The sequence below is a fragment of the Methylorubrum sp. POS3 genome (genome assembly GCF_043352485.1).
Lineage (GTDB): Bacteria > Pseudomonadota > Alphaproteobacteria > Rhizobiales > Beijerinckiaceae > Methylobacterium > Methylobacterium suomiense.
Genome location: NZ_JAPRBT010000001.1, coordinates 401,976 through 427,862 on the forward strand (window position 1 = coordinate 401,976; position 25,887 = coordinate 427,862).

The 25,887-nt window shown below is 67.4% G+C and carries 21 protein-coding genes; 8 read left to right on the plus strand and 13 right to left on the minus strand.

Features of this window, described 5'->3' with window-relative positions:
• Nucleotide 1: 1 nt before the first annotated feature.
• Nucleotides 2-1,240, plus strand: coding sequence for a D-alanyl-D-alanine carboxypeptidase family protein (locus OWC43_RS01960; protein WP_171015459.1), 1,239 nt, complete (start codon nt 2-4; stop codon nt 1,238-1,240).
• Nucleotides 1,241-1,370: 130 nt separating this feature from the next.
• Here the strand turns inward: OWC43_RS01960 and OWC43_RS01965 are convergent, their stop codons facing one another.
• On the minus strand, nt 1,371-3,236 hold the full coding sequence (locus tag OWC43_RS01965) for an AsmA family protein (protein ID WP_393955498.1): 1,866 nt from the start codon (nt 3,234-3,236) through the stop codon (nt 1,371-1,373).
• Between the two features lie 368 nt (nt 3,237-3,604).
• Between OWC43_RS01965 and OWC43_RS01970 the strand changes: the two genes are divergently transcribed.
• The 3 genes from OWC43_RS01970 to OWC43_RS01980 all read left to right on the plus strand — a co-directional run bounded on the left by OWC43_RS01970 (nt 3,605) and on the right by OWC43_RS01980 (nt 5,785).
• The gene (locus OWC43_RS01970) at nt 3,605-4,351 is read left to right on the plus strand and encodes a CoA transferase subunit A (protein WP_137829316.1); all 747 of its coding nucleotides are present in this window, start codon (nt 3,605-3,607) and stop codon (nt 4,349-4,351) included.
• 101 nt (nt 4,352-4,452) lie between these two features.
• Nucleotides 4,453-5,112 (plus strand): 3-oxoacid CoA-transferase subunit B, encoded by a 660-nt coding sequence (locus OWC43_RS01975; RefSeq protein WP_137829315.1) that lies wholly within the window; start codon nt 4,453-4,455, stop codon nt 5,110-5,112.
• 253 nt (nt 5,113-5,365) lie between these two features.
• Nucleotides 5,366-5,785 carry a hypothetical protein gene (locus OWC43_RS01980; RefSeq protein WP_393955500.1) on the plus strand — a complete coding sequence of 140 codons (420 nt, stop codon included), beginning with the start codon at nt 5,366-5,368 and terminating at the stop codon, nt 5,783-5,785.
• 114 nt (nt 5,786-5,899) lie between these two features.
• Here OWC43_RS01980 and smpB read toward each other — a convergent pair whose 3' ends face one another.
• Together smpB and dapA are read right to left on the minus strand one after the other, a co-directional pair.
• A complete protein-coding gene (gene smpB, locus OWC43_RS01985; protein ID WP_091946509.1) occupies nt 5,900-6,373 on the minus strand; it encodes an SsrA-binding protein SmpB in 474 nt (157 codons plus the stop codon).
• Between the two features lie 73 nt (nt 6,374-6,446).
• Nucleotides 6,447-7,337: a 4-hydroxy-tetrahydrodipicolinate synthase gene (gene dapA / locus OWC43_RS01990; RefSeq protein WP_137829313.1), complete on the minus strand. Its 891-nt coding sequence runs from the start codon at nt 7,335-7,337 to the stop codon at nt 6,447-6,449.
• 260 nt (nt 7,338-7,597) lie between these two features.
• Between dapA and OWC43_RS01995 the strand changes: the two genes are divergently transcribed.
• Together OWC43_RS01995 and OWC43_RS02000 are read left to right on the plus strand one after the other, a co-directional pair.
• Nucleotides 7,598-9,925, plus strand: coding sequence for a transglycosylase SLT domain-containing protein (locus OWC43_RS01995; protein WP_393955501.1), 2,328 nt, complete (start codon nt 7,598-7,600; stop codon nt 9,923-9,925).
• Between the two features lie 105 nt (nt 9,926-10,030).
• Nucleotides 10,031-11,284: an adenylate/guanylate cyclase domain-containing protein gene (locus OWC43_RS02000; protein WP_393955503.1), complete on the plus strand. Its 1,254-nt coding sequence runs from the start codon at nt 10,031-10,033 to the stop codon at nt 11,282-11,284.
• Here OWC43_RS02000 and OWC43_RS02005 read toward each other — a convergent pair.
• From OWC43_RS02005 to OWC43_RS02030, 6 genes are all read right to left on the minus strand, one after another.
• On the minus strand, nt 11,224-11,505 hold the full coding sequence (locus OWC43_RS02005) for a hypothetical protein (RefSeq protein WP_393955504.1): 282 nt from the start codon (nt 11,503-11,505) through the stop codon (nt 11,224-11,226). The genes OWC43_RS02000 and OWC43_RS02005 overlap by 61 nt on opposite strands.
• Nucleotides 11,502-13,457, minus strand: coding sequence for a flagellar motor protein MotB (locus tag OWC43_RS02010; RefSeq protein ID WP_393955506.1), 1,956 nt, complete (start codon nt 13,455-13,457; stop codon nt 11,502-11,504). Before OWC43_RS02010 ends, OWC43_RS02005 begins: the two co-directional genes overlap by 4 nt.
• 244 nt (nt 13,458-13,701) lie before the next feature.
• Nucleotides 13,702-15,396 carry a porin gene (locus tag OWC43_RS02015; protein ID WP_393955507.1) on the minus strand — a complete coding sequence of 565 codons (1,695 nt, stop codon included), beginning with the start codon at nt 15,394-15,396 and terminating at the stop codon, nt 13,702-13,704.
• 381 nt (nt 15,397-15,777) lie between these two features.
• Nucleotides 15,778-17,601, minus strand: a complete 1,824-nt coding sequence (locus tag OWC43_RS02020; RefSeq protein ID WP_393955508.1) for an ABC-F family ATP-binding cassette domain-containing protein — start codon at nt 17,599-17,601, stop codon at nt 15,778-15,780.
• 348 nt (nt 17,602-17,949) lie between these two features.
• Nucleotides 17,950-18,267 (minus strand): polyhydroxyalkanoic acid system family protein, encoded by a 318-nt coding sequence (locus OWC43_RS02025; protein WP_137829305.1) that lies wholly within the window; start codon nt 18,265-18,267, stop codon nt 17,950-17,952.
• A gap of 251 nt (nt 18,268-18,518) precedes the next feature.
• Nucleotides 18,519-18,866 carry a septal ring lytic transglycosylase RlpA family protein gene (locus tag OWC43_RS02030; RefSeq protein ID WP_393955509.1) on the minus strand — a complete coding sequence of 116 codons (348 nt, stop codon included), beginning with the start codon at nt 18,864-18,866 and terminating at the stop codon, nt 18,519-18,521.
• Nucleotides 18,867-19,038: 172 nt separating this feature from the next.
• Between OWC43_RS02030 and OWC43_RS02035 the strand changes: the two genes are divergently transcribed.
• Together OWC43_RS02035 and OWC43_RS02040 are read left to right on the plus strand one after the other, a co-directional pair.
• Nucleotides 19,039-19,281 (plus strand): hypothetical protein, encoded by a 243-nt coding sequence (locus OWC43_RS02035; protein WP_393955511.1) that lies wholly within the window; start codon nt 19,039-19,041, stop codon nt 19,279-19,281.
• A gap of 12 nt (nt 19,282-19,293) precedes the next feature.
• The gene (locus OWC43_RS02040; protein ID WP_393955512.1) at nt 19,294-20,487 is read left to right on the plus strand and encodes a site-specific DNA-methyltransferase; all 1,194 of its coding nucleotides are present in this window, start codon (nt 19,294-19,296) and stop codon (nt 20,485-20,487) included.
• Nucleotides 20,488-20,645: 158 nt separating this feature from the next.
• On the opposite strand, the gene OWC43_RS02045 is transcribed toward OWC43_RS02040, so the two are convergent.
• The 4 genes from OWC43_RS02045 to OWC43_RS02060 all read right to left on the minus strand — a co-directional run bounded on the left by OWC43_RS02045 (nt 20,646) and on the right by OWC43_RS02060 (nt 25,696).
• Nucleotides 20,646-21,305 (minus strand): NYN domain-containing protein, encoded by a 660-nt coding sequence (locus OWC43_RS02045; protein ID WP_137829301.1) that lies wholly within the window; start codon nt 21,303-21,305, stop codon nt 20,646-20,648.
• A 387-nt stretch (nt 21,306-21,692) separates the two neighbouring features.
• Nucleotides 21,693-22,283 (minus strand): orotate phosphoribosyltransferase, encoded by a 591-nt coding sequence (gene pyrE / locus OWC43_RS02050; RefSeq protein ID WP_137829300.1) that lies wholly within the window; start codon nt 22,281-22,283, stop codon nt 21,693-21,695.
• A 240-nt stretch (nt 22,284-22,523) separates the two neighbouring features.
• Entirely contained in the window at nt 22,524-23,276 is a 753-nt protein-coding gene (locus OWC43_RS02055; protein WP_393955514.1) for an AAA family ATPase, read from the minus strand.
• A 209-nt stretch (nt 23,277-23,485) separates the two neighbouring features.
• Nucleotides 23,486-25,696, minus strand: a complete 2,211-nt coding sequence (locus OWC43_RS02060) for a bifunctional (p)ppGpp synthetase/guanosine-3',5'-bis(diphosphate) 3'-pyrophosphohydrolase (protein WP_137829298.1) — start codon at nt 25,694-25,696, stop codon at nt 23,486-23,488.
• Nucleotides 25,697-25,887: the final 191 nt, after the last annotated feature.

Consider the following 25,887-nt stretch of genomic DNA (forward strand, 5'->3'; position numbering starts at 1 on the left):
CATGCTCACGCGACGATTCCGGACGGCGTGTCTCGCGGTGCCGGCCATGCTGGCCCTCGCGCTCGGAGGCATTCTCGACGCGTCACCGGCTCGCGCCCAGAACTTTCAGACGGCGGCGCCGCACGCGATCCTGGTCGATGCCGAGTCCGGCTCCGTGCTGTTCGAGAAGGCCGCCGACGAATTGTTCTCCCCGGCCAGCATGGCCAAGTTGATGACGGCGGAGATCGTGTTCGGCGCCCTGAAAGAGGGCCGCCTCACCATGGACACCGAGTTCACGGTGACCGAGGACGCGTGGCGCCGGGGCGGAGCGGGCGGCGGCGGCTCTTCGATGTTCGCCCAGGTCAACAGCCGCATCAAGCTGTCGGATCTGCTGCGCGGCCTAGTCGTCCAATCGGGCAACGATGCGGCGATCACCATTGCCGAGAACATGGCCGGCACCGAGGAAGCGTTTGCCAACATCATGAACCGTCGTGCCAAGGAGATCGGCATGACGCGATCGACCTTCCGCAACGCGACCGGTTACTCGGCTCCCGACCAGAAAGTCACCGCCCGCGATATGGCGAGGATCGCCCAGCATCTAATCGATACTTATCCGGAATATTACAAGATCTACTCCGAGCGTGAGTTCACCTGGAACAAGATCAAGCAGCAGAACCGCAATCCGCTGCTGACCCTCGATATCGGTGCCGACGGTCTCAAGACCGGCTATCTCGAGGAATCGGGTTATGCGCTGACCGGTTCAGCGGTGCAGAACGGCCAGCGGCTCATCATGGTGGTCTCCGGGCTCAAGACGGCGCGTGACCGGGCGGCCGAGACGCGCAAGCTGATGGAATGGGGCTTCCGCGCCTTCGAGCCGCGTCAGGTCTTCGCCCAGGGCGAGACGGTGGCCGAGGTTTCCGTATTCGGCGGCGTGAAGGGCTCGGTGCCCGTCGTGGCGAACAAGCCGGTTCGCCTCCTGCTGCCACGGGGGTCGTCGGAGAAGGTCTCGGCCCGCGTGGTCTATCAAGGTCCCCTTGCCGCCCCGGTGGAGCCGGGTCGCGAGGTCGCCCGCCTGCGCGTCACACGGGGCGATACGCTCGCCCTGGAGCAGCCGCTCTATGCGGGTGAGGCGGTGGCGGAGGGCACGCTGACCCAGCGCGCTCTGGATGCCGCGATGGAGGTCGGCACCGATCTGATCCGGCGGGCCTTCGACAAGGCCAAGGGCGGTTCGCAGGCCGGCACGGCGAATGGGAACTCTTGAAGCCAGTCGGACAAGCGCCGGGGATTGGAAAGGTCCTCGCCCGGCGTCAGCCTCGCGACGCATGTCACCGGAGCGAGTCGCACGACGCATGTCACCGGAGCGAGTCGCACACTGAGCGAGGCTGAAGACCTTACGGAGCCGAGGTCGGTGCGTAGGCCCTGATCCCCAGGGGCAGGTCCGCGCCCGGCCGACGGAACTGGACGGAGGCATTCTCCACCGGTCGCGCTGGAACGGCGGGGCCGACGCTCATCCCGTCCCAGGGGCCGGAGAGATCGAAGGTGAAGGCCGGACGGTGCGTGCCTTCGCCGCTGGGGCGCGACGCGACTTCCGCCCGCGCCTCGATGCGGCGTCGGAGGAGGTCGAGGCGCCCGCCGACGGTGGCGGTGAGTGCGCGGGAAACGAGGCTTCCCTCGGCCACCTCGCCGACCCCGTCCGCGATCAACAGCGACAGGGTGGCATGCTCGTAGGTGGTGCGGCCGTTGCGACGAGCCAGGGCTCCCGGGGCGACGGTGCCGTTGCGCTGAAGCATGTCCGCCAGATCGAGGCCGGTGATGGCGCCATCCTCGCTGCGCAGAGCGATGCGGCCCGCGAGACTGCCAGTCAGCGTTCCGACATCGCGACCGGCCCCCTCCAGAACGAGGCTGCCGCGGGTCGTTCCCTGGACCCAGCGCTCGCCGCCGAGATCGCCCATCAATGTGCCGAGATCGATACCGTTGACATGCCCCTGTGCCTTGACGCGCGTGAGGCCGTCATCGCCCTCGTCGGAGGCGAGCACGACGCGGCCCTTGACCGTCCCGCCGCGCAGTCCCGCCCGACCGAGGGATGCCTCGATTCCGCGGGCCCGGACCATCACGCCACAGGCGAGATCGGTGACTTGGACAGGACCGAGGCGGGCGTTGCCGGCGGAAATCCGCAGGTCGAGGTCGCCGCTGGTCAGCGGCGCCAGGGCAAGCGAACGCTGGCGCCATGCCGGTGGCTCGGCGTCGCCGTCGAAGCCGCCGAGCCGCATCAGCCCAGCCAGCAGGGGCGAGAGGTTGAGGTTGTCGGCGGCGAGGGTCGCCTGAACGGCGTTGCGGTCACCCCCGAAATCGGCTGAACCCGCGCCTTCAAGCACGTTGCCGCCGGTGGTCACCTTCACGCTGGGAAATTGGATCTCCCGCGAGATCGCCTCGAAAGCTCCCTCGACGGTCAGGTCTTCGGCCAGGGGAGCGAGCGCGATGTCGCCGCCGGTCCAGGCCAGGGTCCCGGCGAGCGAGCGGATGCGCAGGGTGCCGGTCCCCGTGGCCTTGAGCCCGCCCTCGCCGAGGCTGCCGCTGCCCTCGGCGGTCAAAGCACCGGTAGGCCATGCCAGGTTGGCCGAGAATGGGCTGGACTGACCTTCGAACAAGGCGTGCGGCTGAAGCTCCGTGAGGGCGAACTGCGCACGCTCGCCGTTCCACATGAGGCCGCCGATCAGGGCGATGGTCGAGCGCCACACCACGGTTAGTTCGAGATCATTCGCCGTGAGGGGACGACCGTCGCGGGGATCGCGTCCCGTTACGGTGGACCGTGTCAGGACGAGCCGGCGGGGATGGGCGCGGTTCTCGGCGACACCTTTCGCCATGCGCTCGGCGAGGCCGGCCCAGCGGTTGTCATCCGCATCCTGCGGCAGGTGGATTGTGCCGCCGTCGAAGGTCAGCGATTCTACCGTGACGTGGCCGGTCAGGAGGGCGGCGGTGTCGAGCTGAAGCGCAAGCCGCCCGCCCGAAGCCAGGGTGGCTCCGGAGGCGGCGCCGTCGTCGAGGCGCACGTTCTCGAAGGTGATGCGGGGCAGCGGCAGCAGCACGATCTCGGTCGCACCGCTCGCGTTCAGGGACACGCCCCAACTTTCCTTCAAGCTTCGGCTGACGAAGCGCGAGAGCCCCGGCGCCTCGATGGACCATGGCAGGCACGCAGCGATCAGCCCGGCAGAGACGATACCGAGGCCGAGGGCAGAGAGGGCGCGGCGCGGCGACATGGCACTCCATGAGGGGGCGAGGCGGGAGCGGCCGGTACCGGTTCGGTGGGCAACCACTCATTCCCGCTTCGGGCGCGCCCCGGACACGGGGCTCGCCGCGGTAGCGCGATCGAACGCGCCGGGTCGGACTCTTAACGGTTCGCCGATGGGTTGTCTCGCGCGCCGCCACGGCGAGAACCGGATATGCAGAGCTTCCTCATCGACTTCACGCGACACGCGACGCCGTTCGTCGCCGGGAAATGCGTCGCAGGTTTGACGAACGCTCTGCTGCGGTGCACATCCGCGACATGCACCGATCGAGGGGCCAGCCCGCCGCGAACACATGACCGCGCCGGTGCCGCCCAGGCGATGACGGAGGGACGGCTGCGATGAAGAAGGTGTATCCGGACCCCACGGCGGCCTTATCGGGCCTGTTGCGGGACGGGATGACGATCATGGCCGGGGGCTTCGGCCTGTGCGGCATCCCGGACGAGCTGATCGAGGCGATCCGGGCCTCGGGCGTGACCGGCCTGACCGTGATCTCCAACAATGCCGGCATCGACGGCGTCGGCCTCGGCAAGCTCCTCGAAACCCGCCAGGTCGCCCGGATGATCTCGTCCTATGTCGGCGAGAACAAGGAGTTCGCCCGACAGTATCTCGGCGGCGAACTCGCGATCGAGTTCAACCCCCAGGGCACGCTCGCCGAGCGCATCCGCGCCGGCGGGGCCGGCATCCCGGCCTTCTTCACCAAGACCGGCGTCGGCACCTCCGTGGCCGAGGGCAAGGAGCTGCGCGAGTTCGACGGCGAGACCTACGTGATGGAGCGCGGCCTGTTCGCCGACCTGGCGATCGTGCATGCCTGGACGGGCGACACCGAGGGCAACCTCGTCTACCGGAAGACCGCGCGCAACTTCAATCCGATGATGGCCACCGCCGCCGCGGTCACGGTGGCCCAGGTCGAGCACCTCGTCGAGCCCGGCGCGATCGACCCGGACCACATCCACACCCCGGGCATCTTCGTCTCCCGCATCCTGCACGTGCCGGTGCGCGAGAAGCGCATCGAGCAGCGCACCGTGCGCCCGCGCCGGGCGCCCGAGACCGGCGAGGCCGCGGCCGCCGGCGGCGGCGCGATCTGATCCGGCACGCCCGCCCGACATCCGGCCGCGAGGCCTCACCGCGCGGTGCCCCGCTGGGGCCCGACGCCCCGATGGTGCCCAACGAGGAAGGAGTGCAAGCAATGGCCTGGACCCGCGAGCAGATGGCGGCGCGCGCCGCCCGGGAGCTGGAGGACGGCTTCTACGTGAACCTCGGCATCGGCATCCCGACGCTGGTGTCGAACTACATCCCGGAGGGGATGTCGGTGCAGCTGCAATCGGAGAACGGGATGCTGGGGATGGGCCCGTTCCCCTACGAGGGGGAGGAGGATCCGGACCTGATCAACGCCGGCAAGCAGACGATCACGGCGCTGCCGACGACGAGCTACTTCTCCTCGGCCGATTCGTTCGGGATGATCCGGGGCGGTCATATCGACCTGTCGATCCTGGGGGCGATGCAGGTGGCGCAGAACGGCGACCTGGCCAACTGGATGATCCCGGGGAAGATGGTGAAGGGGATGGGCGGGGCGATGGACCTCGTGGCGGGGGTGAAGCGGGTCGTGGTGGTGATGGAGCACGTGGCGCGGGCCAAGGACGGCACGGAGAGCGCCAAGCTGTTGGCCTCGTGCGACCTTCCGCTGACGGGCACGCAGGTGGTCGATCTGGTGATCACCGATCTCGGGGTGTTCACGATCGACAAGAAGGGCAGCGGCGGCATGCGGCTGATCGAGCTCGCCGACGGCGTCACCGAGGACGAGATCCGCGCCAAGACCGACGCTCACTTCACCACCGCTCTCGGCTAAATCCTCGAGCCGACAGGTCAGTGCCGGCTTTCGGGAGAAAGCCGATGCGATTCAAAAGCCTGACGAAACGTTCCGGACCTGCCATCCGGGACGTTTCTCGAGAACGCCCCTTTTCGGGACGCTCCGCCCGCTGAGCGGGCGGACATGGCTAAGCTGGCATTAAGCCGACTCGTCGAAAGCTGTGCACCGGCCGGCAAGGCGCCCCAGAGCGTCCCGACCGGAGGCACATGACGACACGAGAAGGCTTTCGCGTATGCGTAGCGTTGCGGGAACGGACAACGTCATTCCCTTTCGGCGTCCGGCGCCGGTGCGGCCGGCGGGCATGAATGGATCGGCCATCAATGGTTACGGGGGCGAGGCAGGGCCGCGCAGCCGTTCGAGGGCAGACCAGCGGAGTCTGATGGATGCGGTCTATGCCACCGGCAGTCTGCAGGTGGCAGCCGGGGACCGCGACACCAAGCTGATCGCCTCCCGCCTGCAGGTCTACGGCTTCCTCACGATCGAGGAATTGGACGAGAACGGCGCCCTGCGTCGCCTGCGTCCTTCCGAGGCGATCCGCGCGCGCTCGGAGCGCCCCTGGCGCTTGTCCAAGGCGAGCTACGGGACCAGCCTCGCCGTCACCATTCCGTCGGTCGACGACTTTCTGTTCGAGCCGACGGGCATGCCCGTCTGAGCCGACACGCGGCAAACCTGGGGCGGCTCGACGAACAACGCCGACCGCCCCGACAACCGGAACGCCGGGCCTCGAGCAGCGCATCCATCCGAAAGAGGGCAGGCCGAGCCGGCCTCAGCCCTTGTCCCGCATCAGCCGGGCCTTGTCCCGCTGCCAATCGCGCTCCTTCACGCTCTCGCGCTTGTCGTGGAGCTGCTTGCCCTTGCCGAGGCCGAGTTCCACCTTCGCCCGGCCCTTGTCGTTGAAATAGATCTTGAGCGGAATGACCGTATAGCCCTGGCGCTGCGTGGCACCGATCAGCTTGTTGATCTGCCGCCGATGCAGCAGCAGGCGACGCGGGCGCTTGGTGTCGTGGTTGAAGCGGTTCGCTTCCAGGTATTCCGGGATGTAGGCGTTGAACAGCATCAGGTCGTTGCCGGACGGGCCGGCATAAGACTCGCCGATCGTCGCCTTGCCCCCGCGCAGGGATTTCACCTCGGTGCCGGTCAAGGCGATGCCGGCCTCGATCACATCCTCGATGGCGTAGTGATAGCGCGCGGAGCGGTTGTCGGCGACGACGCGCCGACCGGGTTCGGGTTTGGGTGCCATTCTCGTGTCGTTCGGAGCCTTCGGGCGGCGGCTCCCCCATATGGGAACCCGGCCGCCCGGCGGCGAGCCTCGATCAGATCAGCCCGGCATGGGCCAGAGCCGCGTCGACCGCCTTGCGGCAGCCCTCGGTCGCCGGCACCAGCGGCAGGCGGACCTCCTCGGACATCAGGCCGAGGCGTGACAGGGCATACTTCGCCGGCACCGGGTTCGACTCGTAGAACATCTGCACGTGCAGCGGCATGAGGCGGTCCTGGATCGACAAAGCCTTGGCGAAATCGCCCTTGAGGGTCGCCTCCTGAAGATCGGCGCAGAGCCGGGGGGCCACGTTCGACACCACCGAGATGCAGCCGTGGCCGCCATGGGCGTTGAAGCCGAGCGCCGTCGCATCTTCGCCAGAAAGCTGGATGAAGCTCTCCCCAAGGGCCTGCCGCTGGAGGCTGACACGGTCGATCTTGGCCGTGGCGTCCTTCACGCCGGCGATGTTCTTCAGTTCGAACAAGCGCTTCATGGTGTCGACGCTCATGTCGACCACGGAGCGGCCGGGGATGTTGTAGATGATGATCGGGATGCCGACGGCGTCGTTGACGGCCTTGAAGTGGGCGTACAGCCCCTCCTGCGTCGGCTTGTTGTAGTAGGGCGTCACGGTGAGAACTGCGTCCGCGCCGACGCTCTCCGCATGACGCGCCCGCGCCACGGCCTCCGCGGTCGAGTTCGAGCCCGCGCCGGCGATCACCGGCACCCGGCCATTGGCCTCGCGGATGCAGGTCTCGACCACGCGATCATGCTCCGCATGGGTGAGGGTGGGGCTTTCCCCGGTGGTGCCCGTCGGCACCAGCGCGTGCGTCCCCTGCTCGATCTGCCAGTTTACGAACTTTCGGAAGGCCGCCTCGTCGAATTCGCCGTCGCGGAAAGGCGTCGCGAGCGCGGTCATCGAACCGCGAAGGCGGGCGTGGGTCTCGGTCATCCTGGCGTTCCCGGCCGTACTTCTCGTGTCCGCGCGCGGATGCAGCTCACAGGGCCGGCCGCCGACGGGACGCGCAGACATAGGCTGTCGCTTGTTCCTAGGCAAACGCTTCGAGCGGGCGGCCTTCACCGTGAAACCGAGACCCGGGGAGGGGCGACGATCCGCCAGGATCGCTCGTTCTTTCCCGGGTTGGTTTATCCCTTCTTAACGACCCGGGGGCCAGCTTAAGGCTTGGCCCACGAGTCGGGGTGTCTTCACACATGACCTTCCCCGCCCGCACCCTGCCCCTGCTCCTCGGCCTCGCCCTGACGGGCGGCGCCGTGTTGGCCGCGCAGCAGGGTCAGGCCGAGATCCGCAACCCGAATCCGGCCTCGGCCCCGGCCGTGCCGGCGAGCGACGCCACCGCGCCGGCGGCGCAGATGAAGGATGCCGGCAAGGCCGCTGCCGATCCGGTCGCGGCCGATGCCCTGCGGATCGACCCGACCGGAACGGGCGAAGCGGCGCCCGACAAGGCTCTGCCGGCGGCCGCTTCCGGCTACGCATCGACCGATTCGGATGCGCCCATCGCCTTCCCGCTGCCCGATGCCACGGTCTCGCCGGCAGCCCCCGCGCCGGAGGTGCCCGACCCCAACCGCCCGGTCCTGTCCGGCGAGACCGATCTGAGCCAGCTTCGGCAGGCGATCGATCTCTACCGAAAGGGCAAGGTTGCCGACGGTGACCGATCGGCCGCGGGCTTTTCCGATCCGGCTGCCCGCGCCCTGCTCGAATGGGTGGCGATCCGGGCCGGCGCGGGAATCGGTTTCGAGCGGGTCGTCGCCTTCACCCGCGCCAATCCCGATTGGCCGGCCGGGCCCCTGCTGCGTCGGCGTGCCGAAGAGATGCTACTGTCCGAGAAGAAGAGCCCGGCCATCGTGCGGGCCTTTTTCGCGACCTCGAAGCCGGCCAGCGCGCCGGGCAAGTTCGCTCTCGCTTTGGCGCTGCGCGCCGACGGGTTGGAGGCCGACGCCGCCACGCTCGTTCGCGACCTCTGGCGCGAGGACAGCTTCGGCCGAAACCTCGAAACCCGGGTCACGGACACGTTTCCCGGTATCCTCACGGTGATCGACCACCGTGCCCGTATGGAGCGCGCCCTCCTCAAGGAGGATTGGGCCACGGCCGGCCGCGCCGCCGATTACGCGGGTGGCTCCTATGCCAGCCTCGTGCGGGCGCGCCGTGCCGTCGAGACCAAGAGCGGTGGCGCCAGCGCCCTCAACGCGGTGCCGCCGAGCCTGCGCAACGATTCCTCCTACCTCTTGTCCCGGGCCCAGTATTTCCGCCGTGCCGACAAGGCCGAGGACGCGGCCAAGGTTCTGCTCGCCGCGCCGACCAACCCCGAGATTCTGGTCGATGGCGACGAGTGGTGGGTCGAGCGCCGCATCGTCGCGCGCAAGCTGATGGATTCCGGCGACGCCAAGACCGCCCAGGCCGTCGCCGCCGGCCATTCCGCCCGCACCACGGAGAAGCGCATCGAGGCCGAGTTCCACGCTGGCTGGATCGCGTTGCGCTTCCTCAACGATCCGGGCGCGGCCGAGCATCACTTCGCGCAGGCCGCCACCATCGCGGAGACGCCGATCTCACTGGCCCGCGCTGCCTACTGGCAGGGCCGCGCGGCGGAGGCGGCGGGCAAGGCTCCGGAAGCCAAGGGTTTCTACGAGCGCGCGGCGCTCCAGCCGATCGCCTATTACGGCCAGCTTGCCCGGGCCAAGCTCGGTCAGAACAGCCTTCCGCTGCGCCGGGCGGCGGAGTTGTCCTCCGCGGCACGGGCCGCCTTCGACGATCGCCTGTTCGTGCGCGGCCTCAAGCTGCTCGCCGCGGCGAGCCTTAAGGAATTGGCGTTGCCGCTCTACATCGACGCGGCGAAGTCGCTCACCGATGAGGCGCAGGTCAACGCCCTCGGCGAGACGGCAATTGAAGCGAAGGACGCCCGCGCCCTCGTGGCCATCGGCAAGCTCGCGACGCAGCGCGGCCTCGCCCTTGACACCCATGCCTACCCGACCATCGGAATTCCCGATTACGAGACCTTCACGGCGGTGCCACAGGTGGAGCGAGCCATGGTCTTCGCCATCGCCCGCCAGGAGAGCCAGTTCGATCCCCGCGCCCAGTCCGGTGTCGGGGCACGTGGCCTGATGCAGATGATGCCGGCCACCGCCCAGCGCACCGCCCGGCGTGTCTCCACGAGCTACGACACCGATCGGCTGACCAGCGACCCCGCCTACAATGCCCGTCTCGGGCAGGCCCATCTCGGTGAGCTGATGGAGGACTGGAAGGGCTCCTACATCCTCGCCTTCGCCTCCTACAATGCGGGCGGCGGCAACGTGAAGAAGTGGATCGATGCCTACGGCGACCCGCGCCGTCCGGACGTCGATCCCATCGACTGGGTCGAGCGCATCCCCTTCACCGAGACCCGCAACTACGTGCAGCGGGTGATGGAGAACCTGCAGGTCTACCGCAACCGCCTCGACGGCAAGAGCACGCTCGCCATCGAGCGCGACCTCGCCCGCGGTACCCGGACGGCGGTCAGCGCCGAGGCGCAACCGGCGACGCCGTAACGTCATTCCGCAGGCGCCCTGGCCGACGGAATCGGCGGTTTCGCGCTGGAAAATGGGCGGTGACCGGGACACCGGCGTCGCCCTTGGGTTAGGCTGTCCACCATCATGCCTCAGCCGTCGACCCGGTCCTCTGCCCTGCGCGCCGTCGAGGCCCGGCTCGTCGCACGGGCGGTCGCTTCGGATGACGGGGACGCGATCGTCACCGAACTCTGCGAGGGGATCGTCGCGGCGGGCCTGCCGCTCTGGCGTCTCAGCCTGTCCGTTCCGGCCATCGATCCCTTGTTTCGCGGCGCGAGCCTCGCGTGGCGGCGCGGCGAGGGGTTGTCCCTGTTTCCCGCTGCTCATGGCCCGGAAGGGGAGGCGAGCTATGCCCGCTCTCCGATCGCATGGCTGCAGGAGAATGACCGGGACCTCGTGCGCTGGTGCCTCGACGGTCCCGACGAACCGCTTCTACCGCTCCTGAGGGAGCTTCGTGCGGCGGGCGGTACGGATTATCTGCTCCACTTGGTCGGGTTCGCGCCGGGCAGCGCCATCGAGGGAGCCGGCATCTCCTTCTGTACCGATCGGACGGGCGGCTTCACCCAGGATGACTTGGACGCCTTGACGGCCCTGGTCCCCGCCATCGCCCTGGCGACCGCCAAGCTGAGCTTTGCCCATACCCTGCGCGAGGTGGCCGGCACCTATCTCGGCCCGACCAGCGCCGCCCGCGTCCTTGCGGGCGAGACGCGGCGCGGTCAGAGCGCCGTGGTGCCGGCTGCGATCATGCTCGCGGACCTGCGCGGCTTCACTGCGCTGGCCGACCGTGACGATCCGCTGAAGGTCGTCAGCTGGCTCGACGAGCATTTCGACGCGCTCGGCGAGCCGGTGCGACGGCATGGCGGTGAGATCTCGAAATTCCTCGGCGACGGCTTCCTCGCGGTCTTTTCCGTCACCGATTCGAATGCGTCGGCCTGTCCGGCCTGCACCGGGGCGCTGGCCGCCGCGCAGGAGGCCCTGGCGCGCAACGACGAACTCAATGCCGCCCGCCATCGTCGCGGCCTGCCGGTCCTGACCGCCGATATCGTGCTGCATTTCGGACCGGTGGTGTACGGCAATGTCGGAACCGACCGGCGACTCGATTTCACCGTCATCGGCCGCGCCGTCAACGAGGCGAGTCGGATCGAGCGCCTCTGCGACGCGCTGGACCGACATCTGCTGATCTCGGACGCCTTCGCGGGCCGCTGCGCCGCGCCGTTGACCGAGGTCGGCGCGTTCTCGTTGCGCGGGATCGAACGGGCGCAGCGGATCTGGGCCTTGCCTCAGGACCCGCGACCGGACACTCGTGCGGCGAGTGCGCCCAGCACGCAGCCGGCGACATAGCCGGCGAGCAGAAGGGCCGCGATCTCGAGATACAGGCCGGCGCGCCCGGGCACGGGCTCGGTCCGCGCGAGCCCCGTCAGCACGGTGAGCGCGAGGATCGGCACGGCTGCCGCGACGAGTGTCGTCCGGCTTCGCGGAAAGCCCGTCATCAGGCCGCACGCGATACCGAGCCCGAACGCCACCGCGAGGGCCGGCCAAAGCGGAAGAAGGAGGGCGGTCACGAGCGAAGGGCGAGTCCGATGCCCTGCCGTTCGGTAAGAGGGACCGCGCCCTCCGCGATCGAAGCGCGGTCGAGCGGTACGCCCGCCTTCTGCAGGTAGTCGATGACGGCGAGGGCCCGCGCCCGCGCGAGGTCGGCGCCGGTCTCGGAGGGGGAAATGTCGGGCTTATCCGCTTGAGGCGGTTTCGCTTCCGCCTTCTCGGTCTTGCCGCCCTTCTTATCGTCCTTCTTGTCGCCCTGGGCCGGCTTCGCATCCTTCCTGGGCGCCGCAGGTTTCGGCTTCGGCGCCGATTCGCGCGCCGCCTCGGCGGCAACCGGATCGGCTTCGGCCGGCTTGGCATTCGGCGCGTCGAGATGGCCGACGATCTCGATGCGTTCAGACGGACAGTCGCGGGCGAGGGCCGCCACGGCGTCGAGGACGGGATAGAAATCCGCTGCCAACGCCGTGCTGCCGGGGGCGAATCGCAGCGGATGCCCGGCGACCCGTTCGGCGAGGCGCCGCCCGCATTCCTGCGGGTCGAGCCGCACCACCGGCTCGCCGGACGAGACCGACACGGTGGCAGTCCAGCCTGTCGGCATCGCCGCCGACAGCGTGCGCGGAAGCCGCGCCGCGGCCTCCGGATAGAGGCTCGTTCCGGACAGGCGCAGGCTTGTGCCGGTGACGGTGACCTCACCGCTCGCCAGTGTCATCAGCGCATCGAGTCCGGTCGCGACCGCTGCGGCGAACCCGGCCGGTGCGCCAGGCGCGAGGCGCGACCGATCCTGGACCGATTCGCGGAAGAGTCGGGTCTGGGCCCGGTTCAGCAGCGTTTCGCGGGTGGCCCGGTCCGGCAGATGACCGCTCAGCGCTACTGCCTCCGCGCCGCGCCGAATGCGGAGGATGTAGGGGACGATCGGCCGGGCGGTGAGCGCAATGGTGCCCGCTTCGATCCCGGAGGGCAGCCCTTCGCGCAGGAGCGCCTCGATCTCGCCGACCGCGCCGTCATCCAGGGCCTTACCGGACACCGAGACGCGGCCCTGCTCGTAGGCGACGCGACCCTCGTGCAGCAGGGCAGCGATCTTGAGGAGGTGAGCGGCCAGAGTCGGGCCGTCGAGCCTCGCGCCGCGGGCATCCTGCATCCGGTCATCGACGGCGCCGCCGTCGGCGGTCTCCGCAGCGGCGGCCCGGATCGCCTCGCGCGCCTCCGGGGAGGCGACGTGCCCACCGAGTTCGAGGCTGCCGTCGGGTCGCCGTTCCACGGTGAGACGGAGATCGGCCACGACCGGCGGCAGGATCTCGACGGAGCCGAGACTGAAGCCTTCCGGCGGATGCGCCAGGGCCGTGCGGACGGCGTCGTAGGCGGCGAGGCTCGCGGCTTCGCCCCGGAACGAGATCACGGTGTCGTTGACCGTGGCGACGGAGCCGGTCGTCAAGTCGCCGAGGCGCTCGACGGCGTAGGCCGCGGCGTCGGGGAAGTCCGGGGGAGCGCCGCGGGCGGCCCGTGTCCGGTCCTCCAGGGTCGCGGCGCGAGGAAGAGCCGGCTTGAGACGCTGAGCCAGTTCGAAGGCACCGATCTCCGCCGGGCGGCTGCCCACCGATTCGAGGCGGTCGATGGCCGGTCGCTCTACGGTCCAGACGAACGGAGAGACTTCCTCGATCAGCCCGGTCCGATCGATCAGCCGTCGCGCCCCTTGGATCCCCGCGAGCCGTCCGAGGGCCGCTTCCCGGTCCGGGGCGTGCGGGGCTTCGCCCGCGGCGACGACGTCGCGGCCTTGGACCGAGACCCGCAGCCACGGTTCGGGCTGGCCGTCGCCCGTCCCGCGCGCGACCTCGGCAGCGGCGCGGGCAATCTGATCCTCGATGCTCGGGACCGCGAGATAGGCGGTGGCGACGCCGACCAGGCCGAGCGCCGGCAACCCGGCAAGCCAGCCGAACCGGGTGCGGATCCATGAGGATGGAGAAGGCAGGGACAAGCAGGCCGACCTCGCATGCCGGCGCCCGCATCGGCGGGACGCCCGAGGATGCACAGGAGCGTGAGGATACGGATGTTCGGGGCGACTTGAAGGCTGCGTGCGCAGGATATCGGCGGCGACGACCGAACCTGTGGAGCGTCGAACGCCCGAGAAAGCAAAAAACCCGGCCGTGAGGCCGGGGTCGGAGGTTCTGGTAAATGGCTCCCCCGCCCATCGGAGCGGGGGAGTTGACTTGCAGGTCCGCTTAGAAGTCGCGCTGAACGCGGAAGCGAGCCTGGTACACGTCTTCCGAGGACACCGTGAACGGATTGCCACCGCGGTTCGTGTCGAAGACGCGGCCGTTCTTGACGCCCGTCTTGATGTACTGGCCCTCGACGCCGATATCGAGATCCTTGACCGGCGACCAGATCAGGCTCGCGCCGGTGACGACCTGGTAGGTGTCGCGGAGCGCGGCGCTGTTGGCGTAGCCGAACGGGTTGGTCAGGTAGGACGGAGGCGAGTTGGCAGCGCTCTGGCCGACAATCGCGCTGGTCTGGCTGACCGCCTGGCGGGCGCCCTGCGAGAACCAGATCTCGCCGTAGCTGGCGTAGAAGGCCGAGCGCCACTCGGGCGACCAGTAGTGAAGGAACGAAGCCACCGCGGTGAAGCTGTTCGACAGTTCGATACGGCCGGTCAGCGGGTTGACGATCGCGTCCGAGAAGAACTGGTTGAACGGGTTGCCGGTGTAGACGGCGGCGTTGCTCAGGTAGCCGGCGGTGAAGCGGTTGATGCCGGTATAGAGCGAAGCGCCCTCACCATAAGCGCCCTGCAGGTACAGGCCATCGCCGGGAGCGATGAAGGGCAGGTTGAACTTCGCACCTCCCTGCACGGCCCAGCCGTATTCCGTCTGCGAACCGGCATTGATGCCGCGAGCGGCCTGCAGAGCGGCGATCTGGGCGGTGGTGAGGTTGGCGATGCCGGTCACGGCGCCGGCAGCGTTCGTCGGCGCGCCGAGGGCGGCCGAGTTGGTGATGGCCGAGTTGGCGATCGGGCCGCCGATGTTGACGTCCTTCACAGCGGCCGAGAGCTGAGCCGAACCCCAGGGGGCGTCGTAGCGCAGCGAAGCGACGAAGTCGGGCATGCGCGAGCGCTGCACGGCATCGAGGAAGTACACCGCGGTGGCGTTGCCGTTGGCGGCGGTCGCAAGGATGATCGGCGTCGGAGCGGTGGTGAACACGTTGTTCACACCCGAGAGGCCGCCGGAGCCGGGCTGCGCCGTCGCCGTGAAGGCGTCGGAGAAGAGCGGGTTCTTGCGGTAGTTCGGGTCTTCCATCGAGATCGTGGCCGACCAGCCGCCCTCGAACTTCTGCGTCCAGGCGAGGAGGTTCGTGGAGGGCAGGTTGGAGCCCAGCGACGAGCCGATGATCTCGTAATCGGCGGCGTAGAAGTCGAAGAACGAGGAGGCGCGACCGGCGGTCAGGCCGGCGAACTGCACGAACGCCTTGTCGACGTTGATGAAGTTCTGCACGCGGCCGCGCTGGTCCTGGCCGGTGCCGGAGAAGGCGTAGCCGATGCGCTCGTTGGTGCCCGAGGAGAACTTGGTGTGGCCGGTGCGGCTCGCAGCGTCGAGACGCAGGAAGGCGCGCAGGGTGCCGTAGCCGGTCTGGGTGCGGGCGTCGATGTTGAAGCGGGCGAGGCCCGTGAAGCCCGAGAGATCGCCACCGCCGGGAACGTTCCGGCTATCGCTGCCGATATAGCCGTACTCGGCGCGGGCGCGGCCCGAGACGCGAAGGCAGGTATCGGTGCCAGGGATGTAGAAGAAGCCGGCACCGTAGGCAGTGCAGACGCGGACGTACTCGATCGGAACGGCCTTCTTCACCGGCAGGTCGGCGGCCTGAGCCCCGCCCACGACGGACAGCCCCGCCGCCGATCCGAGGAGAAGGCTCTTGACGAGCTTCATTGTGGAACCTCCAGAAGTTTCGAGACCCATGGGATCGGACTTCTTCTGGGGGCGCCCGCCTCTCAGCGGACGGCACCCGCTTCGTCCTTCTGTCCCTTGGTGCTTCGGCCCTCCCCACCGGGGCTTCGGCCAAGCTTGCGCCGGGGTTCTCCCGTTCGCGAGGGCACCATGAGCGAGCGCGGCCGTACGGGCAACCGACTCGAACGTCTCAAAAGCTTCCGAAACCGGCTTCTCCGGGGGCTGTTGCAGGCCAGCAACGTATTGGTCGGCTTACAAAGGGGTTTTTCCCCAACGCGCGGTAATTACAGGACAACTTTGCTGACTAACGGCAGGCCATCATGTTGCGCTGCGGTCTCGGTGGACGTCCGGCCCCCGAATCCATCACGCGCCTTGCGCCTCTCGCAGCATCTCCAAGGTCAGCCATCGCTCCTCCGCCGTCGCGAGTTCGGTCTCGGCGGCACCGAGGAGGGCCGTGGCTTTCTTGAAGCGCTCCGGATCGCGGCCGTACAGCCCGGAATCCGACAGTACATCGCGAAGCTTGGCGATGCCTGATTCGAGTTCCGCGATCCGCCCCGGCAGAGTCTTCAGCTCGTGCTGTTCCTTGAAGCCGAGCTTGGTCTTGGTCGTATCCTTCGCTTCGGCACGCGGCGCACGCTCCCTGGGTTCGGCCCGCTCACGCGCCTTCCCGTCCTTCGTCTCCCGCGCCTCGACGCCGCGACCCCGCTGGGCCAGCATGTCGGTGTAGCCGCCGGCATACTCGACCCAGCATCCCTCGCCCTCGCTGACCAACACGCTTCCGGCCACCCGATCGAGGAAGTCGCGATCGTGGCTCACCAGAATCAGCGTGCCGGCATAATCGCCGAGCATCTCCTGGAGGAGATCGAGGGTTTCGAGATCGAGATCGTTGGTCGGTTCGTCGAGCACGAGCAGGTTCGACGCTTGCGCCAGCGTCCGGGCGATCAGAAGCCGGTTGCGCTCGCCGCCCGAGAGCACGCTCACCGGCGTGCGGGCCTGCTCGGGCGCGAACAGGAAGTCCTTGAGGTAGCCGATCACGTGACGGCTGCGTCCGCCGACCGAAACGCTGTCGCCACGTCCTCCGGTCAGCACCTCGGCGACGGTGGCGTTCGGATCGAGGCTGGCCCGTCTCTGATCGAGATGAACCATGTTGAGGCCGGTGCCGAGGCGGATCTCGCCCGAATCGGGCGCGAGCGCCCCGGTCAGAAGATTGATGAGCGTGGTCTTGCCCGCCCCGTTGGGTCCGACGATGCCGAGTCGGTCGCCGCGCGCCACGCGCAGAGACAGATCATCGACGATCGTCCTGTCGCCATACGCCTTCGAAACCCGCCGCGCCTCGGCGATGAGCGTGCCGGAGGCCTCGCCCTCCGTCGCCGTCATCACCGCCTGGCCGACCGGGCGGCGATGATCGCGGCTCTGCTTGCGCAGGTCGTGCAAGTCGGAGAGGCGGCGGACATTTCGCTTGCGGCGGGCGGTGACGCCGTAGCGCAACCAATCCTCCTCGGCCGCGATCTTGCGGTCGAGCTTGTGCTTGTCTCGCTCCTCCTCCTCGAAGAAGGCGTCGCGCCACGCTTCGAAGCTGCCGAAGCCCTGCTCGATCCGGCGGGTGACGCCGCGGTCGAGCCAGATCGTCGCCCGTGATAAGGCCGTGAGGAACCGGCGATCGTGGCTGATCAGGATCAGGGCCGAACGCGTGCGCTTCAGCTCGGTCTCGAGCCACTCGATGGCCGGAAGGTCGAGATGGTTGGTGGGCTCGTCGAGAAGCAGGATGTCGGGCTCCGGCGCGAGCGCCTGGGCCAGGGCGGTGCGGCGCGCCTCGCCGCCGGACAGGCGGCTCGGATCCTCGTCGCCGGTCAGCCCGAGGCTTTCGAGAAGATAACGGGCCCGGTGCGCGTCGTCGCCGGGGGCAAGACCTGCCTGCACGAAGTCGAGGGTGGAGGTGAAACCCGAGAAGTCGGGCTCCTGCGCCAGATAGCGCACCGTCGTGCCGGGCTGGAGAAAGCGCTCGCCGCGATCGGGCTCGGCCAGCCCGGCGGCGATGCGCATCAGCGTCGACTTGCCCGAACCGTTGCGGCCGACGAGGCAGGCCCGCTCACCCGGGGCGATGGTCAGCTCCGCCCGCTCGATCAGCGGTGTCCCTCCGAAGGTGAGGGCAACGTCTTGGAGGGTGAGGAGGGGGGGGGCGGCCATGCCGGGCTTATGGCAGCAGCCGCAGCCCGGAACAAACCCGATTCGATGGGGTGATCAGGCGATCGGGTTGGCGGGGCCCGTCGGTGTGGAGCCTGGGAGGCCGGGGGCTTCCACCGGAATCTCCGTCGGCGTGTCCCCTGGTGCCTCGGCCGGTGTGTTGCCGGGGATCTCCGGTGCGGGATCGGGCTCGGGTGCCTGCGGCGGCTCGACCGGCGGCGCCGGGTCGGGTGTCGTGGGTTGGGGCGCTTCCGGAATGGAGCCGGGATTCGACATGGGGCAACGGACCTTGCTCGTGCGGCTCCGTGGGGCCGCGAACGGGGCCAACAGCCCCGCCCCGCGCGAGTTCCGCTACTTCTTGGTGATGAGGAGGTTGTTGCCCTCGCGACCGAGGATCGTCTGAATCTTCGAGGCGAACATGGACAGGAGGAGGGGCAATCGCACCTCGACCCGCACAGAGTCCTGGCCGACATCAATTTGTCCGGTCACCGTCTGCGCCAGCGCGGTGACGGAATAGTCGAGACGATCACCGGTCCAGTTGAGGGTGTCGATGACGACGCCGCTCTTGCCCAGGGCGTCGCGCGCCTTGATCGTTCCGGTCTCGATGCGACGACGGGCTTCCTCGCGGCCGAGCTCGTGCGGGATCTCGACCACCATCGGCTTCGCCATCTCGACCTCGTTTCCTGCACTCTCGCGTCACCCACTTCGTGGGCACGGAAGAGATTATGGGAATGGGCCATCCCCTCGGCAACGCCGGCCGTAGCACGTGCCGTGAAACGGCGTTGCCGAGGAGGCTCCGCGTGGGGAGCAGGGGTGTCGAAGCTCTGCCCGGTGAGGCTTGATACGGCACGCCGCTGCGGTGCCGCGCCCATGGACGGTGAGGCTCACGACGTCCGCCGGGTGTGTCCGGCTGCCGGCGCTCAGCGCACCACGGAGAGCGAGACGTAGCTGACGCCGCCGATGCCGAGGGCCTTGGCCGAGCCGCGGGCCAGATCGATGACGCGACCGCCAACGAACGGACCACGGTCATTGATGCGCACGACGACCGAGCGACCATTGGACCGATTGGTGACGCGGACGCGGGTGCCGAAGGGCAGGCTGCGATGGGCGGCCGTCATTCCGTTGGGGTTGAACCGCTCGCCGTTGGCCGTGCGGTGTCCGCTCCCATACCAAGATGCCCGGCCGCTCTGGGCCTGGGCCGGCAGCACCGCAGCGGTGCCGACGATGGTGGCGAGGCAGGCGGCAACGGTCCAGCTGGTGACCTTCATCGTGGATCGCATTCCCTTATTGTTGCGACTTATTGCGAAGGCCGCGGAAAATGAGCCCGAACCGGGCCAAAATAAGACAGCGATGTTGCGTCGCAAAAATGCCTTGCATGCGACTAAAGACGCGATTTTCCGAGCTGCAGGATCCGATTAAGAATTGATTATTTGCCAATTCATGAGCGATCCGGCGCGCCAAATCATCAATGCTTATCGCGATAGTGTTCGAGCGGTGGTTCGGCGTGGCTCTGAAGCCTGGTGGAACCTGCAGGAATCGACTGCGAACGGAGGTTCAGGCTTGCAGCACTTGCATGGCTGCGCCCGGCAAAAACTGCCGACCCATATCGAGACGCATGATTTCGGAAACGGCAAACCCGCCCTTTACCGTGATCGCCGCATGGTCCGGTTGTCAGTCGCGTAACCGGTGTTTGCCATGGCTTCCCCGCGTACCGCGGTCGTCGGCGCCACCGCCCGGAATCAGGTCTCGCGTACCGGGCGGATCGCGTCGACGCCGCGGATGGGTCTCGCACCCTCCGTCCAGCGTCTCCCCCAACTTCCCCTCGACGACATCCTGATCGGCGATTGCATCGCCGCGATGGAGCGGCTGCCGGCCGAGAGCGTCGACTGCGTCTTCGCCGACCCGCCCTACAATCTTCAGCTGGGCGAGGCTGGGCTCACGCGCCCCGATCACAGCGTCGTCGATGCCGTCGACGATGATTGGGACAAGTTCTCGAGCTTCTCCGCCTATGATGACTTCACACGGGCTTGGCTTTCGGCCGCTCGCCGCGCGATGAAGCCGAATGCGACCCTGTGGGTAATTGGGTCGTATCACAATATCTTTCGGGTCGGGAGCGCGTTGCAGGATCTCGGTTACTGGATCCTGAACGACATCGTCTGGCGCAAAGCCAACCCGATGCCGAATTTCCGTGGAAAGCGATTCACCAACGCCCACGAAACCCTGATCTGGGCGTCCCGCTCGCCTCAGGCCAAGTACACCTTCCATTACGATGCCCTGAAGGCCGGCAACGAAGACCTTCAGATGCGCTCCGATTGGTTCCTGCCGCTCTGCACCGGCGAGGAGCGTCTGAAGGACGGGCAGGGCCGCAAGGTCCATCCGACCCAGAAGCCCGAGGCGCTGATCGCCCGGACGCTCATGGCGGCGACCAATCCCGGCGATGTGGTGCTCGACCCGTTCTTCGGCACCGGCACCACTGGCGCCGTCGCGAAGCGTCTGGGACGCCATTTCATCGGGTGCGAACGCGACCCCACCTACGCGGCGGCGGCCCGTGCCCGGATCGCTTCGGTCGAACCGCTGTCGGCAGCGTCGCTGGCCCTGGCGACGCCGAAGCGGGCCGAACCGCGTGTGCCGTTCCTCAGCGTGGTCGAGGCCGGTCTCGTGCGACCCGGTGAGACGCTGACCGACGAGCGCCGCCGCTTCAAGGCGGTGGTGCGTCCGGACGGACAATTGGCCGTCGGCCCAGCCATGGGCTCGATCCACAAGATCGGCGCGCTGGTTCAGGGACTTCCGGCCTGCAACGGCTGGACCTTCTGGCAGGCCGAGCGCGATGGTCAACTCGTCTGCATCGATGGGTTCCGCGCGACGATGCGAGAACGGGCGGAAGGCTAGACGGCGCGCCCCAGGCTCTATGATCGGTCCAACGGCGTCGCGGCCGGCACGGAGCCTGCCGCGGAAGCCCTGTCGTTGCGGAATGCCCGGCTGCCCATAAGGCAGCCCGACACACCTTTGCGGCGTCGATCCCGGTTGCGGATCGACGCTCCAGGACTTCAGGCGTCGGTCTCGTCCGGGGTCGCGGACGGCGGACGGATGCCGTAGCGGCTCTCGAGGCCCGGATTCGAGCGCGGGGCTCGCTCGGCGAATTCGCGGCGGGGACCTTCCCCAGGTGCGCGGGCCGGGCGCTCGCTCGGATCGCGCCCGATGCGGTTGGCGAGATGGGCCAGTTCCACGAATTCATCGGCTTGGCGACGCAGGTCGTCGGCGATCATCGGGGGCTGGGTCTGGATGGTCGAGACCACGGAGACCCGGACGCCCTTGCGCTGGACGGCCTCGACGAGCGAACGGAAATCGCCGTCTCCGGAGAACAGCACCATCTGATCGAGATGCGGGGCGAGTTCGAGCGCGTCGATGGCGAGCTCGATGTCCATGTTGCCCTTGATCTTGCGGCGGCCCGACGAGTCCGTAAACTCCTTGACGGGTTTGGTGACCACCCGATACCCGTTATAGTCGAGCCAATCGATCAACGGGCGGATTGAGGAATACTCCTGATCCTCGATCATGGCAGTATAGTAGAAAGCGCGAATGAGATTGTCGCGGCTCTGGAAATCCTTGAGAAGCCGCTTGTAATCGATGTCGAAGCCGAGCGCCTTGGTGGTCGCGTAGAGATTTGCTCCATCTATGAAAATGGCAGTACGTTGCCGATCGCTCATCGTTCTATCCATGTGTTTGCGTTGTCTGAAAAATCACGAAAATGAGTTCGTGGTGAAATGACTATCTTGTGACATAGACGAGCATATTTTCATCGAACAGGTTAGCAAAATGTCCCACATCTTTCGATTGAGGGATGCAGGCGTTGCCTATTTGAGGAGCATATTATCTAGCTGGTTCTTCTAAGACGACACTCACAGGGTTCGTCTGACCGAGCGCTGACAGGCTGTCAAGATGAGCGAAAGGTAAACGTTTCGTAGCGGCGGCATCGCGCCCAGTTGGGCAGAAAATGTCCCGACCCCTGGTTGCGTATTCCTGGCCGCGATCACGCAGTTAATGTCGCTGGATGATTTGAGCGACCTGAGGTTGATCGCGGCCAATCCCGCTTATCAGGGCTTGAGCATTGCACGACTACCCGGCTTGATGGCCGGAATGGCGGCGAGTTCGGGCGGCAAGGCGTCCGCCGGGTAAGTCGGAATATCGAGGGCGGCGAGCGACACCAACGGCAATCCGATTTCGCCACGGCCGCCCGAGCGATCGATCAGGCAGGCGGCCCCCACCACCTCTCCGGCCTCGTCCTTCAGGGATGCCAAGCATTCCCGCGCCGACAGACCGGTCGTCACGATATCCTCGACAATCACGGCACGGGTGCCGGAGGGAATCGTGAACCCGCGTCGCAGGGTGAAGGGACCGCCGGGATCGCGTTCGACGAAGATAGCCTTGGCCCCGAGATGGCGGGCGGTCTCGTAACCGGGGACGATGCCGCCGATGGCGGGCGAAACGACGATATCGATCCGCCCGAACCGTGCGGTGATCGCCTCCGCCAAAGCGCGGCACAGCCGCTCGGTCCGCACCGGATCGGAGAAGATCGTCATCTTCTGAAGAAAGACCGGCGAGCGCAGGCCCGAACTCAGGATGAAATGCCCCTGCAACAGCGCGCCTGCCGAGCGAAATTCTTCGAGAACATCATCCGCGTTCATCGCAACCTGCCTTCAATCCCATGCGCCGGCGCTTGTCGCAGCGGCGCGGGCAGGGTGCAAGCGGCCCACGCTCGACCGGTGTGCACTCCGCTAGGGTCAAAAGGGCGGTTCTGCCGCGAGCCTCAAGGCCCGACGCGATACGAGGGTTGCTTCGGCTGGCTGGCGGAGGGTGAAGAGCGCGGTGGAGCACGACAAGATCTTGCTTCGCGGACGGTTCGTGATCCCGTCTCACCGCGCGGATCACTCTTCGATCATGGCTTTGATCATGCCGTGCGGATCGCTCACGAATTCACGCATGATCCGGAAATGATCGGTATCCTGCAACGCGACCGGCTCCAATCCGTATCGGCTCATCCGCAGCAGATGCGCGTTCGGATACCCCATGATGATCGGGGAATGCGTCACGATCAGCACCTGGCTCTGCCGACCGACCTCCATCCGATCGAGCAGCTTCAGGAAGTCGAACTGGCGTTTCGGCGACAGCGCCGATTCCGGCTCGTCGAACAGGAAGAGGCCGGGCTTCGTGCAGCGCTCTTCGAAGAAGCGGATGAAGCCTTCCCCGTGGGAATGGGACAGGAAGTCGGCGGACGGACTCACCGCCTCGTCGAGATAGCGTGCGACGGCGAAGAAACTCTCGGCGCGAAAGAACCAGCCTCGACCAACCTTAGGTAACCAGCTCGCCCTCAGAGAACGGGCAAGGCTTCCGCCTCCCATTTCCTTCGCACGCGCATTGTCGACGGCGCGATAGCCGGGGCCGCCACCGCTCTCATCGAACCCTGCGAGAACCGCGATCCCCTCCAGGAGCGTCGATTTGCCGACGCCGTTCTCCCCGGCAATGATCGTGATCGGACGATCGAACGCGATTTCGAACGTGCCGCTGCTGAACAGGGGAAGACAGTAAGGATAGACGGAGGGATCATGAGTTGGCCCCGCGTCCAGCCAGACTTTCCGCAAGTAGGGGGGCGGCAGGGGCCTCCGAGCCGATCGCGCCACCGGGTCGTCTCCATGATCGCGTATCTCACCGCGACTGCCGCTTCGTTCGACCTCGCGGTCTTCCCACCGGCAGGATGATGAGAGCTTCCCGTGTAAGCTTTCAGCGCTCTCGACTTCAGATACAACTCAGCGGCGGCATTGCTGGAAAGTCCGCTGGTGCGCGATCCGTCGCTGGCGGAGCGGCCTTTCTACAGTTATCAGCCGGCGCCCTAACCGTTGATCCGCTCCACGCGGCTGACCGAGCGCTTGCCGCGCAAGTCAGCGACGATGGCGGTGAGGTGTTTGAGGTCCGGCACCGAGAGATCGATGGCGATGTCGGTGAAGTCCTGGGTGCGGCGCTTCATCGAGACGTTGTCGATATTGCCGTCATGCTCGGCAATGACCTGCGCGATCTGCGCGAGCGTGCCGGGCTCGTTCATCGATTCGAGAGCGATGCGGGCGGGGAAGCGCTCGTTCGAATCCTCCACGTCCCAGCGGACATCGAGCCAGCGCTCGGGTTCGTTGTCGAAGGCCGCGAGCGCCGCCGATTGGATCGGATAGATCGTCACGCCGACGCCCGGCGTCAGGATCCCGACGATGCGGTCCCCCGGCAAGGCACCGCCATTGGGGGCGAAGCTCACCGGCAGATCGCCGGCCAACCCCCGGATCGGGATCGCGCCCGGTCCGCTGCCGTCCCCGGAGAAGGTCAGGCGCATCGTCTGATCCCCGGAGCGGGTGAGACGTCCGGCCCCGCCATTCGCCGCCGCGCTGCTGGAGCGACGCTCATCCTTGAAGTCGGGATAGACCGCTTTGACCACGTCGCCGGAGAACATCTCACCGCGCCCGACAGCGGCGAACACGTCCTCGGTCGAGGCGCGGGCCAATCGGGGCAGGGCGCCCCGCAGCTTCTCGTCGGAAAAGCTCTTACCTGCGCGCTCGAAGGCGCGGTCGAGGATCTGCCGACCGAGTCCCGCATATTGGCGGCGCACGGCGGCACGGGTCGCCCGCCGGATCGCGGCCCGCGCTTTGCCGGTGACGACGAGTGATTCCCAGGCTGCAGGCGGGGCGGCGCCGTCGGAGCAGGCGATCTCGACCTCGTCGCCGTTGGCGAGTTCGTGCAGGAGCGGCGCGAGCCGACCGTTGATCTTCGCGCCCACCGCCGAGTTGCCGATATCGGTGTGCACCGCGTAGGCGAAGTCGATCGGCGTCGCCCCCCGGGGCAGGGCGATCAGCCGACCCTTCGGGGTGAAGCAGAACACCTGATCCTGAAACAGTTCGAGCTTGGTATGCTCGAGGAATTCTTCCGGCGAATCCCCTTCGGCCAGCAACTCGATGGTTCGGCGCAGCCATTGATAGGCGCCGCTCTCTGTCGCAAGCCGGGGATGCACTTCGCCCTCGCCGGCGGCGGCACCCTCTTTATAAAGCGCGTGGGCGGCGATGCCGTATTCGGCGATCTCGTCCATCGCCGCGGTGCGAATCTGAAGCTCGACGCGGCGCTGCTTCGGGCCGATCACCGTCGTGTGGATCGATCGATAGTCGTTCTGCTTGGGCGTCGAGATATAGTCTTTGTAGCGACCGGGAACCATCGGCCAGCTGGTATGGACCACGCCGAGCGCCGCGTAGCACTCCGCCAAGGTGCCGACGATGACGCGGAAACCGACGATGTCGGACAATTGCTCGAAGGCGACCGACTTGCGCTCCATCTTGGACCAGATCGAATAGGGGCGCTTGAGCCGCCCCTTCACCTGGGCCGTGAGCCCTTGGGCGGCGAGCCGCGCGGTCAGATCGTGCTCGATGCTCTCGATGACGTTGCTGGATTTGGCCGAGAGGTCTTCCAGCCGCTTGGTGATGGTGGCGAAGACTTCGGGCTTGAGCACGCGGAAGGACAGGTCCTCCAGCTCGTCGCGCATCTCCTGGATGCCCATGCGCCCGGCCAGGGGGGCATAGATGTCGAGGGTTTCCTCGGCGATCCGGGTGCGCTTCTCCGGAGGCATGAAGTGGAGGGTGCGCATATTGTGGGTGCGGTCGGCAAGCTTGACCAGCAGCACCCGCACGTCCTCGGCCACCGCCAGAAGCAGCTTGCGGAAATTCTCGCCCTGGACCGCGCGCTTCGACACGAGGTCGAGCCGCTTGAGCTTGGTCAGGCCGTCGACCAGCGCGCCGATCTCGTCGCCGAAGATGCCACGGATCTCGTCGAGGGTCGCCGCGGTGTCTTCCACCGTGTCGTGCAGAACCGCCGCAACGATGGTCGCATCGTCGAGATGCAGATCGGTGAGAATCGCCGCGACTTCGAGGGGATGGGCGAAGAAGGGGTCGCCGGAGGCACGCTTCTGCGTGCCGTGCGCTCGCATGGCGTAGACATAGGCGCGGTTGAGAAGCGCCTCGTTCGTGGTCGGGTTGTAGCGCTTGACCCGTTCCACGAGCTCGTATTGGCGCATCATCCGCCGGGGATTCCTAACACGCAGATCGCACAATCCGACCGGGATGGCCGCGACGTCCTGCGCTCAGCTTCCCGCATCAAGCGCCTTTGCGCCAGATGCAAGGCGTCGCAGACGTTGCAGTTTCGTCGTCCCGAACCCGCTTGCGGCGCATGCGTCGAAAACGACGACGCCCGCCGCTCGAGAAACGAGGG